This is a genomic window from Pseudarthrobacter woesei (assembly GCF_055412745.1).
Window position 1 is genome coordinate 349,082 of the sequence record NZ_JBVAYU010000001.1, and the last position, 11,882, is coordinate 360,963.

The 11,882-nt window shown below is 68.8% G+C and carries 7 protein-coding genes and 1 pseudogene; 3 read left to right on the forward strand and 5 right to left on the reverse strand.

Features of this window, described 5'->3' with window-relative positions:
* The first annotated feature begins 78 nt into the window (after positions 1-78).
* Entirely contained in the window at positions 79-2,481 is a 2,403-nt protein-coding gene (gene ppsA, locus ACZYZE_RS01665; protein ID WP_459317852.1) for a phosphoenolpyruvate synthase, read from the forward strand.
* Here the strand turns inward: ppsA and ACZYZE_RS01670 are convergent.
* Complete coding sequence (locus ACZYZE_RS01670; protein ID WP_463905877.1) at positions 2,429-4,342, reverse strand: heavy metal translocating P-type ATPase; 1,914 nt, start codon at positions 4,340-4,342, stop codon at positions 2,429-2,431. The two genes, ppsA and ACZYZE_RS01670, sit on opposite strands and share 53 nt — an antisense overlap.
* A 167-nt stretch (positions 4,343-4,509) precedes the next feature.
* On the opposite strand from ACZYZE_RS01670, the gene ACZYZE_RS01675 reads away from it, so the two are divergent.
* Together ACZYZE_RS01675 and ACZYZE_RS01680 are read left to right on the forward strand one after the other, a co-directional pair.
* A complete protein-coding gene (locus ACZYZE_RS01675; RefSeq protein WP_463905879.1) occupies positions 4,510-5,535 on the forward strand; it encodes a polysaccharide deacetylase family protein in 1,026 nt (341 codons plus the stop codon).
* Between the two features lie 95 nt (positions 5,536-5,630).
* Positions 5,631-8,819: an HAD family hydrolase gene (locus ACZYZE_RS01680; RefSeq protein ID WP_463905880.1), complete on the forward strand. Its 3,189-nt coding sequence runs from the start codon at positions 5,631-5,633 to the stop codon at positions 8,817-8,819.
* A gap of 1 nt (position 8,820) precedes the next feature.
* Here the strand turns inward: ACZYZE_RS01680 and ACZYZE_RS01685 are convergent, their stop codons facing one another.
* From ACZYZE_RS01685 to ACZYZE_RS01700, 4 genes and pseudogenes are all read right to left on the reverse strand, one after another.
* The gene (locus ACZYZE_RS01685; RefSeq protein ID WP_459317848.1) at positions 8,821-9,822 is read right to left on the reverse strand and encodes a zinc-dependent alcohol dehydrogenase family protein; all 1,002 of its coding nucleotides are present in this window, start codon (positions 9,820-9,822) and stop codon (positions 8,821-8,823) included.
* A 143-nt stretch (positions 9,823-9,965) separates the two neighbouring features.
* On the reverse strand, positions 9,966-10,115 hold the full coding sequence (locus ACZYZE_RS01690; protein ID WP_459317930.1) for a hypothetical protein: 150 nt from the start codon (positions 10,113-10,115) through the stop codon (positions 9,966-9,968).
* A 441-nt stretch (positions 10,116-10,556) separates the two neighbouring features.
* Positions 10,557-10,655, reverse strand: a pseudogene (locus tag ACZYZE_RS01695) (universal stress protein); the annotation flags it as partial.
* A 95-nt stretch (positions 10,656-10,750) separates the two neighbouring features.
* Positions 10,751-11,860 carry a YihY/virulence factor BrkB family protein gene (locus ACZYZE_RS01700; RefSeq protein ID WP_463905882.1) on the reverse strand — a complete coding sequence of 370 codons (1,110 nt, stop codon included), beginning with the start codon at positions 11,858-11,860 and terminating at the stop codon, positions 10,751-10,753.
* Positions 11,861-11,882 lie beyond the last annotated feature (22 nt).

Here is an 11,882-nt window from a genome sequence, read left to right on the forward strand (position 1 = left end):
CACAGGATGGGTGCAGAGGCGCCGGACGGCCGTGTCCAGCGCGTTCATTTCCATTGCCGAAAGCACAGGAGCTGCACCATGGCTGAATCCCCGGTGATGTGGTTTGAAGAGATCAGTATGGGCGACGTCCCGCGCGTGGGCGGCAAGAACGCCTCGCTAGGCGAGCTCATCCGGTCGCTCAAGGCCAAGGGGGTGCGCGTCCCTGACGGATTCGCCACCACGGCAGCGGCCTACCGCAGGTTCATCGAGGTGAACGGGATCGAGGCTGCCATGCGCGCCCGGATCCAAAGCTACCGCGCAGGCGAGACCACGCTTCGCGCCACCGGGGAAGCCGTCCGGGAACTGTTCCTGGACAGCGAATTCCCCGAAGACATCGCCGAATCCATCCGCTCCCGTTACCGGGAACTGGGGGACCGCGCCGGTCTGCAGAAGCTGTCCGTGGCCGTCCGCAGCAGCGCGACGGCCGAGGATCTGCCGGACGCAAGCTTCGCCGGCCAGCAGGAGACCTTCCTGAACGTCGCCGGGGAGCGGGAACTCCTTGACGCCTGCCGCCGCTGCTATGCCTCGCTCTTCACGGACCGGGCCATCAGCTACCGAGAGGTCAAAGGCTTCGACCACCTCGACGTCGCGCTCTCCATCGGCGTGCAGCGGATGGTGCGGTCCGACGTCGGAGCGTCCGGCGTGATGTTCTCGATCGATACCGATTCCGGCTTCCCCCGCGTGGCCGTGATCAGCGCCGCCTGGGGCCTGGGCGAAACCGTGGTCCAGGGCACCATCAACCCGGACAAGTACGTCGTGTTCAAACCGCTTCTGGCGGCACCCGGCGAAGAGCAGAAGTTCGCCCCGATCATCGAGAAGACCCTCGGCTCCAAGGACCGGAAGATGGTCTACAGCCGGGGCGGCAACGCCCGCACGCGGATGGTCAACACCTCGGAGGCGGAACGGCGCGCCTTTGTCCTGGACGACGCCGAAATCCTCGCGTTGGCCCGCTGGGCCGTGAGCGTCGAGAACCATTACGAACGCCCAATGGACATGGAGTGGGCCAGGGACGGTGTGACCGGGGAACTGTTCATGGTCCAGGCCCGGCCCGAAACCGTCCAGTCGCAGAAGACGGGGTCCCGGTTCACCCTCCACCACCTGCTGGAGACGGGCACGGTGCTGGCGAGCGGGTCCGCGATCGGCGACTCGATTGCGCAGGGCACGGCGTGCGTGATCCGGAGCTCCTCGGACATCGAGAATTTCCGCGACGGCGCCATTCTGGTCACCGAAATGACCGACCCGGACTGGGTTCCCATCATGAAGCGGGCGGCCGGGATCGTCACCGACCACGGCGGTCCCACGAGCCACGCGGCGATCGTGAGCCGCGAACTCGGAGTCCCCGCCGTCGTCGGCACCGGAAATGCCACGACCGTCCTGGCCGAGGGCCGGGCCGTGACGATTTCCTGCGCCGAAGGCGATGAGGGCCGGGTTTACGAGGGAAGCCTCGCGTTCGAGACCGAAGATGTGGATCTCGGCGAACTTCCCGGGACGCGCACCTTGGTCATGGTCAACATCGCCAGCCCCGCGGCCGCCTTCCAGTGGTGGCGGCTGCCCGCCGACGGCGTCGGGCTCGCCAGGATGGAGTTCATCATCAGCGCCCTGATCCGGGTCCACCCGATGGCGCTCGTGCACCCGGAGCGCGTCAAGGACCCACAGGAAACCGAGCAGATCCGCGAGCTGACGCGGGGCTATGCGGACCCGAAGGCGTACTTCGTGGACGCGCTGGCGCTCGGGATCGCCAAGATCGCGGCAGCCTACCATCCCCGGCCCGTGATCGTCAGGCTCAGCGACTTCAAGAGCAACGAGTACGCGCACCTGATCGGCGGCGCCTCTTTCGAGGAGCCGGAGGAGAACCCGATGCTCGGCTTCCGCGGCGCCTCGCGCTACTACGACGAGAAGTACCGCGAGGGATTCGCCCTCGAATGCGCGGCCCTCAAGCGGGTCCGGGAGGGACTCGGCTTCACCAATATCATCGTGATGGTGCCGTTCTGCCGGACCCCGCAGGAAGCGGACAAGGTGCTCGCCGTGATGGCGGAGAACGGCTTGGTCCGCGGCGAGAACGGTCTGCAGGTCTACATGATGTGCGAGATCCCGTCCAACGTCGTCCTGGCCGGGAAGTTCGCCACACGCTTCGACGGCTTCTCCATCGGCTCCAATGACCTCACCCAGCTGGTCCTGGGTGTGGACCGGGATTCGGCGCAGCTGGCCTCGCTCTTTGATGAGCGGGACGAAGCCGTCACGGTGATGATCAGCGAGGCCATCCGCAAGGCCCACGCCGCCGGGATCAAGATCGGCATCTGTGGCCAGGGGCCCAGCAACCACCCGGAGTTCGCGGCGTTCCTGGTCGGCGAGGGCATCGATTCGATCTCGCTGAATCCGGACAGCTATCTCAGGACCGTTCCGCGGATCGCGGAAGCCGAGAAGCAGGCATCGGCGGAGTAACGCTTCCGGCCGGCCCTTTCCTTCCGGCGCTGAGTGCACGGAGCGCATTGAGGATCGTGGCCAGATCCACGAGTTCCTGGGACAGGGCGCCGGCGACTGCCGGGACATACCCGGCCGCCGCGGCCACCATCAGTGCCACGCTGAGAGCGATGCCGATCCAGATGCTCTGCAGCGCCACCTGCACCGTGCGCTGGCCGATCCGCACGGCGGAGGCCACCTTGGACAGGTCGTCGAGGATGATCACGACGTCGGCCGACTCGCCGGCCGCCGTGGAACCCCGGGCGCCCATGGCAATCCCGACGTCGGCGACCGCCAGCACGGGGGCGTCGTTGACGCCGTCGCCCACCATCATGACCGGGCGGAGGGGCAGGGACCGGACGGCTTCGACTTTGTCCGGCGGCAGGCACTCGGCGCGTACATCGGTCAGCCCGGCCTCGTCCGCGATGTGCTCGGCGGTGGCGAGCGCGTCGCCGGTCAGCATGACTGTCCGGGTGACGCCCAGTTCCTCGAGCTCGGCGAGGGTGCGGCGGGCCTCCTTGCGGATCGGGTCGCTCATCACGAGGGCGCCGGCGAAATCTCCGCCCACACCCACGTAGATCGCGAGCTCGCCGCTGACCAGCTTCGTTTCCTCGACGCCGGCGGCCGACTCCGCGACGAACTTGGGCTTGCCGACCACCACGTCGCGGCCGTCCAAGCGCGCGCGGACGCCGTGAGTGGCGAATTCGGTGGCCTCCGTTGCGGTTTCGAAGACCAGCCCGCGGTTCCGCGCAGCGTCCATCACCGAGGCAGCGAGCACATGGGAGGAATATTGTTCGGCGGAGGCCGCCAGCCTGAGGACCTCGTCCTCCGGCAGGCCTCCCGCGGTCCGGACGCCGACGAGGGCGGGGCGGCCGTAGGTAAGGGTGCCGGTCTTGTCGAAGGCGACCGTCTTGATCCGGCTCAGCTGTTCCAGCACACCCGCGTACTTGACGATGATGCCGGCGCGGGCGGCGCGGCTCATCCCGCCGAGGAACGCCACCGGGGCGGCGATCAGCAGCGGGCAGGGGGTGGCGACGACCAGCACCTCGGCGAAGCGTGCCGGGCTTCCGCTGATGATCCAGCCGGCGGCACCGAGCGCGTAGGCGAGCAGGGTGAATGGAACCGCGTACCGGTCGGCCAGCCGGACCATGGGGGCCTTGCTCTCAGAGGCTTCCCTGACGAGGGCGACAATCCGGCTGTACTGCGAATCCTCCATCCGGGCCGACACCTCCATCCGGACCGCGGCCTCGCCGTTGAGGGAGCCGCTCATCAGCGGATCGCCGGCCACCCGCTCCACCGGAAGGCTCTCCCCGGTGAGCGAAGATTCGTCGAAGCTGCCGGACTCGGAGAGCATAACGCCGTCCAGCGGCACCACTTCACCGGGTCTCACCAGCAGGATGTCGCCGATCCGGACGTCGGTGGCAGCAACATCCTCGTATTGGCCGTCTGCGTGGGTTCCGGCGGCGGGGGTGCCGCCGCGTTCCCGGTGGGCCGTCTGCGGGACGCGTTCCAACAGGGATGTCAGTTCTTTCTTGGCCCGGCCGGCGGCGTAGTCCTCGAGGGCTGTGCCGCCGGCCATCATCAGGACAATGATCATGGAGGCGATGAACTCGCCCACGAGGACGGTGCTGACGATCGCGGTGACCGCCAGGATGTCGATGCCCCATTGGCCGCCCAGCAGCCTTCGGACCATACCGACGGCGAGGTAGGCGGCCACGGCCAGGGCGTAGAAGCTGGCGGCGATCTGCGCAATGAGCGGCTGCCCGGACAACAACAGAATGACGACCGCCAACAGGGCACAAAGCGTGCCCGCAACGAGCGGATACCGGAGCACAATTTTCACGGATATCCTGCCTTAGCTTCAGCGTCTTCGACTACCTGCATCCTACTGCGCAGCCGCATCGCGGACGGTGGCGCGGGGACTGGCTTAGCCCGGGCGGCGGGCCCCGGCAGGCACCGACGGGACTTTTAGCCCTAGCCCGGAAGCGGCCGGTGGTGCCACAGTGAAGCATGTGGCCGATCTTTGCCGGCGACCGGCGCCGCCTGGTGGCAGTGGGGGTAGCGGTGGTGGTGCTGGCCGCCGCGGTGGTGCTGGCGGTCGTCTTCTCCGCGGGACCCCCGTCGGCCGGTCCGACGGGGTCGCCTACGGTCACCGCCGCCAGCCCGCCGGGTAGTCCGACCCCGGGTTCGACGCCGGCTTCGACGCCCAGTCCGGCGCCGTCGAAGACTCCGGTCCCCGCGCCCAGTGAAACGGTTCCCGCCGCGCCGGCGCCTCCCGCCCCCGCCCCCGAACCTCCAGTCCCCGGGCCCGCTCCCAAGCCTCCGGCCCCCGCACCCGCTCCCGAACCTCCGGTCCCCGCGCCGCCGGCCCCCGATCCGGTTCCGCCCGAGGCGCCGTTCCCCGCCGCGCTCGCCGGACGCGACCTCGAGGTGATCCCCGGCGCCGGGGCCGTGGTCGCACTGACGTTCGACGCCGGAGCGAACTCGGCTGGGCTGCCCAGCATCCTGCAGACGCTGGCCGCCACCGGGGTCCGCGGAACGTTCTTCCTGACCGGCAACTGGGCCAGCGCCAACCCGACGGGAGTCGCCGCGATCGTGGCAGGCGGCCACCGGGTGGGTAACCACTCGATGACGCATCCGGGGTTCACCGGACTCCCTGACGCGGCGATCGGGAACCAGCTCGCCGGAGCCCAGCAGGCCATCCAGGCCGCCGGCGGGGATCCCCGGCCACTTTTCCGCTTCCCCCTCGGCGATCGCGACGCCCGGACTATCGCCACGGTGAACAGCCTTGGCTACCTGCCGGTCCGATGGACCGTGGACTCCCTGGGCTGGAAGGGCAGCAGTGGAGGGATCACGGCGCAGATCGTGGCGGACCGTGTGCTCGCCCGGCTTCAGCCGGGGGAGATCGTGCTGATGCACATCGGCTCCAACCCCGACGACGGGACCACCCTCGACGCCGATGCCCTGCTCCAGGTCATCAACCGGGTCCGCCAGGCCGGCTACGGCTTCACCACCCTTGATGCGCTGCTGGGATAGCCGGCGGCCAGCCGGCCGGGCCCGCACCCGGGATGTGGAGTGCCTGAGGGCAAAGGCCACTGTCGCACGGGCCGGATGACTGATACCACTGAGGCATGACGGAGTCGCCCACCCTTGCAGCCGCGCTGGCGCCCGTCGATGCCGTGATCTTTGAACTCGACGGCGTGGTGACGGACACCGTGGAGCACCGCGCAGCTGCATGGAATCAGCTGTTCGATGAGGTCCTCCAGGACCCGCGGCTACCCCCGGAGACCCGCCGGGACCCCTTCACCGCCGACGACTTCGCCATCTTCGTGGCGGGCCGGACCTGGGAGGACGCGGTCATCACCTTCTTCCGCTCGCGCGGCGCCCGCATCCCTGCCGGATCGCCGTCGGACGGTTCCGGCGAGTGGACCGCGTTCGGACTCGCGGCACGGATGAACGAACTCTTCGAGAAGCTGCTCAGCGGCAACCCGGTCCGGGCGTTCCCCGGCACCGTGGAACTGCTCCGCAGATTGAAGGCCGGGCGGATTCCCGTGGTACTGGCGACCTCCGCCAGGAACGCCGGCGCGGTGGTGGCCGCCGCAGGCCTTGACGGCACCTTCGACCACATCATTGACGGGCAGACGGCCCTGCAGCACGGCCTCGCGGGGAAGCCGGGCCCTGCTCTGCTCCTGGAAGCCGTCCACCGGCTGCAGATCCCGCCGGCCCGGGCGATGGTGATCGAGGAGGCCATCAGCGGTGTGGAGGCCGGACGGCGAGGCGGTTTCGGACTGGTCGTCGGCATCGACCGGGCGGGACACCGGAAACCGCTGGAGGCCGCGGGCGCCGACGTCGTAGTGGAAGACGTCAGCCAACTGGACATCGGCCTGGTCATCACGCACCCGTGGATGCTGGTCTACGAGGGCTTCGATCCGGCCCACGAAGGCCACAGGGAGGCCCTCACCACCCTGGGCAACGGATACATGGCGACCCGCGGAGCCGCCCCAGAACACCGCGCCGGCGAGATTCACTATCCCGGCAGCTACCTTGCGGGGGTCTACAACAGCCTTCGCAGCGTGGTCCTGGGGCAGGAAACGGTAGACGAGCACATGGTCAACATCCCGGACTGGCTGCCGCTGGACATCCGGATCGGGGACGGAGACTGGTGGTCCGGGGGCGGCCTGGTGCTCCGCAGCGAGCGGCGCACCCTGGACCTCAAGCGCGCCGTGCTGACCCGCGAGGCGTTGTTGGAGGACGACGACGGCCGGCAGCTTCAGCTGCAGCAGCGCCGGTTCGTGTCAATGGCGGAGCCGCACCTCGCCGCTCTGGAAACCACCCTTACGGCCGTCGGCTGGAGCGGCACGGCGAGCATCCGCAGCGGCTGCAACACCGACGTCACCAATTCGAATGTACCCGGGGACCGAAAGCTGGCCACGAGGCATCTGACGTCCGTGACGGTGACCTCCTACGGCGGCGGCCCTGGCATCGCCGGCCTCACGGTGGACGTCCGAACGAACCAGAGCGGGATCGGGATCGCCCTCGCGCTCCGGACACACGTGTCCGCTCCCGACGGCCAGCCCGGGACCCCAGCTAGGGGGCCGGGCCACCCTGAACAACTCGGGGGGCTGCACGGTCACCGCTTCGATGTACCCTGCAGTGCGGGTGTTCCGGTCACCGTCACCAAGACAGTGGGAGTGGCCAGCTCCCGAGACCACGCCATTTCCTCGCCCGGGACCACCGCCCAGGCCGTCCTGGCCCGGTCGGCCGGCGGGTTCGAGACACTGCTGGCGGAGCATGAGGCCGCGTGGGGCCTCCTGCTGGAGCCCTTCATCATCGAGTCCGACGCCAGTTCGCAGGCACAGCTCATCCTGAACCTGCACGTGTTCCACCTGCTGCAGACCCTCACCACCCACACGGCCGAACTGGACGCCGGGGTGCCCGCCCGCGGCCTGCACGGCGAGGGCTACCGGGGACACATCTTCTGGGACGAACTCTTCGTCCTGCCCCTGCTCAATTCCCGGCTTCCCTCCGTCGCCCGGGAACTGATCGACTACCGCTGGCGGCGGCTCGGAACCGCCCGGGATGCGGCCAGGGCGGCCGGGCTGCAGGGCGCGTTATTCCCCTGGCAGAGCGGCAGCGACGGCACGGAACAAACGCCCAGGCTCCTGTTCAACGAGCGATCCGGCCACTGGATGCCGGACTATTCCCACCTCCAGCGGCACGTCGGCCTGGCCGTCGCCTACAACGCCTGGCAGTACTTCGAGGCGACGCAGGACCGCGGCTGGCTGACGGAGCACGGCGCGGAAATCATCGTCGACGTCGCCCGGCTGTTCGCCTCGATGGCGGACTACGATCCGGCGGACGGGCGCTTCCATCTCAAAGGTGTGATGGGCCCGGACGAATACCACACGGGCACTCCGGACAACCCGGGCGGCGGACTGAATGACAACGCCTATACCAACGTCATGGCCGCCTGGTTGTTCGACCAGTCGGTCTGGATCATGCACTCCGTCCAGGGGTTCGACATGGAGGAACTGCGCGACCGACTGCGCGTCACGGCCGCCGAAATTGCTGCGTGGGAGCACCTCAGCCGGCGAATGTTCGTCCCGTTCCACGGCGACGGCATCATCAGCCAGTTCGACGGCTATGGCCGGCTCCGCGAACTCGACTGGAAGGGCTACCGCCGGCGCTACGGGAACATCGAACGGCTGGACCTCATCCTCGAGGCGGAAGGCGACAGCGCCAACAACTACCAGCTGGCCAAACAGGCCGACGTCCTGATGCTGTTGTACGTCCTGGGCGAGGACCAGCTCCGCAACTTCCTGGGCCGGATGGGCTACACCGTCACCTCCGCACAGATGGCCGCCACGGTGGACTTCTACCTGGCCCGGACGGCGCACGGCTCCACCCTGAGCCGGGTCGCCCACGCCTCCGTGCTGGCGCAGCGCGATCCCGAGCAGGCCTGGGCCACCTTCCGGGAGGCCCTCGACGCGGACCTCGACGACACCCAGGGCGGCACCACCAGCTCAGGCATCCATCTTGGCGCCATGGCCGGGACGATCGACGTCGTCCAGCGCAGCTTCGCGGGGCTGCGGATCACCCGCGACGCCCTCGATTTCGCGCCGCGGCTGCCGGCGGAGCTCAGCCGGGTGGACTTCCACGTCCGCTACCGCGACCAGTTGCTGGCTGTACACCTCGAGACCGACCGGCTGCGGGTATCCGCCGCCCCGGGCGACGCCGCCCCGGTGCTGGTGCGGGTGGGTGCTCAGCGGGTGTTGCTGCGTGCCGGCCAGGTCCACGAGTTCCGGCGCCAGGATAGCTGAATCAGGGCAGGTGCAGCACGGCGGCGCCCGTGATCCGGTCGCCCGCGAGGTCCAGCAGCGCCCGGTCCGCGGCTTCGAAGGGGTAGGGCACCGTCGTCGGGCGGATCGGCATCTCCGCGGCAATCCGGAAGAACTCCTCGCCGTCGGTCCGGGTGTTGGCCGTGACGCTGCGGAGCTGGCGTTCTTGGAAGAGCTCGTCGGCGTAGTTCAACGGCGGGATGTCGCTGAGGTGGATACCGGCGACGGCGAGCGTCCCGCCGCGGTCCAGGGCCCGCAGTGCCACGGGTACCAGGCCGCCCGCGGGAGCGAACAGGATGGCGGAATCGAGCAGCTCCGGCGGTGCCTCGTCGGCGCCGCCGGCGAACGTGGCGCCCAGTTCGAGGGCGAGGCGCTGGGCCTCCACGGACCGGGTCATAACGTACACCTGGGCGCCCCGGTAGAGCGCGATCTGGGCTGCCAGATGCGCGGAGCCGCCGAAACCGTAGATCCCCAGCCGGCCGCCGATGGGCAGCTCCGCACGGCTCAGGGCCCGGTAGCCGATGATGCCCGCGCACAGCAGGGGCGCGGCCTCCTCGTCCGAGAAGAGATCGGGAATCCGGTACGCGAAGTTTTCCGCAACGGTGATCAGCTCGGCGTAGCCGCCGTCGCGGTCCCAGCCGGTAAACGTGGGGGCCAGGCAGAGGTTCTCCTCACCGCGCAGACAGAAGCGGCAGGAGGCACAGGTGCCGCCCAGCCAGGCGACGCCCACCCGCTCCCCGCGGGAGAACCTTGTGGCCCGGGTCCCGCATCTGAGCACTTCGCCCACAACTTCATGGCCGGGGATGATCCCGGGGTGCTTCGGTGGGAGGTCGCCCTCGGCCAGGTGCAGGTCGGTCCGGCACACGCCACACACCCGGACCCGCAACAGCACCTCGCCGGGGCCCGGCCGGGGGTCCGGGCACTCGACGGCTACCAGGGGGCCGGTGCTGATCGGTCCCGGCTGTGCAACCCGCCAGGCTCGCACGGGGCCATCCTCCTCTTCTTAGAACCTCCAGCTCCCCTCTGAAGGCGGTGGTTTTTTTGCGGCGGGATCAGCGCGTAGTCAACACATTGCAGCGCGCCTTGTGCAGGACGGCCGAGACCGTGTTGCCGGGGCTGCCCTCGCGGTTATGCGTTCCGATCACGAGCGCCTCGGCGTCGCCAGCAGCCGCCGGCAGCCGCCAGCAGCTCCTTGGGCGCGTTCCGGCCTTCCCGCAGCATGCCGGAGATGGCCAGGTCCGGGGCAAGGTTACGGGCCTCGTCGAGGGTATGGTCCAACAGTTCCTGACCGTGGAGCGGGGCATGACGCCCATGTTCCTCACGGTTGCCCTCCCGGTCAACATGGACGAGCTGCAGGGGGTGCCAAGCACCCCGGCGAGCCGGCCAGGTCCAGGCAGACGGAGCCCGCCAGCTGGCCCAGCACGCCGCCGATCCCGCGGCTGCCGACGACGAGAAGGCGGGCGTCCCGGGCCGCGTCCCGCAGAAACTGGGCGGGGAGACCGGCCTCGATGACGCCTTCGACATCGTTCGTTCCGGGTTTGCCGCCAGGGGGCCCGGTGGCTGCTGCGGCGTAGGCGCCGCGCGCCAGCTCGATGCCTTCCGCCAGGATCGCCTCCGCCGAATGCCGCTGCCGTCCGCACCCTTCACCGGGCCGAGGTTCTTGGTGAACACGGGCCAGACCCAGGCATGGACAACGAGAAGCGGTGACTGTGCGGCGGCGGCGTACCCGGCTGCCCACCGGACTGCCTGCCGGGCGGTCGCGGACCCGTCATGGCCCACTGCCACTGTGGTGCGTTCATGACCTGCAGCGGGTGCCATGCTTCCTCCCTGCTCGGCGGCCGCATCTGCCCCAGCCGTACCCGCCCAGTAGAGCTCAATGCCGCCGATCCGGTTAGGGGCGGAGGTCCCGCAGCCTAGTCCTGTTCAGCGCCTCCGCGCTGCTCGCGCAGTTCGCCTCCGCGGCGGATGTCTTCTTCCTCCCGCGCCTGAAGCTTCTCGCTCTGCTTGGTGTCCCGAGGTGGCAGCTGGATGGTTTCTTCAGCCTCGATGCCGGCCTGCAACTGGCGGCCGCGCTCCGTCTCGGCGTCGAACTCGGCGCCGAACAGCAGGGACATGTTCAGGATCCAGAGCCACAGCAGCATCACGATGACGCCGCCAATCGCGCCGTAGGTCTTGTTGTAGCTGCTGAAATTGGCCACGTACAAGCCGAATCCAAGGGAAGCCAGAAGGAAGATCACCAGGGCAATGAAGGCGCCCATGCTCAGCCAGCGGAACCTGGGCTGCTTCACATTGGGGGTGGCGTAGTAGAGGATGGCGATCGCCGCAATGATGAGCAACAGGATCACCGGCCACTTGGCGATAGTCCAGACGGCCAGGAACGCACCGCCGAGCCCGACCACGTTACCCACGGCCTCGGCTACCGGACCGGTAAGGACCAGCATGGCGGCGAGCACGGCGACGATCAGCACGGTCACGACGGTGACCGCGAGCATAGTGCCCCGGAGCTTGACGAAGGGCCGGCCCTCGTCGATTTCGTAGACCCGGTTCATGGCCCGGCCGAAGGCCCCCACATAGCCGGAGGCGGACCACAGGGCGGTCAGGATGCCGATGACCAGGGCGAACCCGGCGGTGGAAGAGCTGGTCAACTCTTCAATCGGTTGCCGGATGAAGTCGATCGTGGAGCCAGGTGCGATGCCCTGGACAATCTCAAGGAGCGCCGAGGTGGTCTTCCCGGCCTGCCCGAAGATTCCCAGCAAGGACACCAGCGCCAGAATTGCCGGGAAGAGGGAGAGTACCGAGTAGTAGGTCAGGGCGGCGGCCAGGTCCGGGCACTGGTCCTTCGTGAATTCCCGCAGGGTCTTCTGGGCGATGTACTTCCATGAGGCTTTGGTGACATCGGTGGGGCTGCCCGGCTTCCGGGAATCGTCCGGGGCCGGAGCTCTGCGGGCCTTGGCCGTGCTGCTCTCATGCGTTTCGGCTTCGGTCATGGTGCCATTTTCTGCCTTGCCAAGGTTCTTGGCCATGAAAATCTCCCTTCGTGGGGCT

What these genes read in the sequence shown, in the direction of transcription:
- ppsA (WP_459317852.1), top strand. Translation starts at nt 79, where the DNA reads ATGGCTGAATCCCCGGTGATGTGGTTTGAAGAGATCAGTATGGGCGAC.
- ACZYZE_RS01675 (WP_463905879.1), top strand. Translation starts at nt 4,510, where the DNA reads ATGTGGCCGATCTTTGCCGGCGACCGGCGCCGCCTGGTGGCAGTGGGG.
- ACZYZE_RS01700 (WP_463905882.1), bottom strand. Translation starts at nt 11,860, where the DNA reads ATGGCCAAGAACCTTGGCAAGGCAGAAAATGGCACCATGACCGAAGCC.
- ACZYZE_RS01680 (WP_463905880.1), top strand. Translation starts at nt 5,631, where the DNA reads ATGACGGAGTCGCCCACCCTTGCAGCCGCGCTGGCGCCCGTCGATGCC.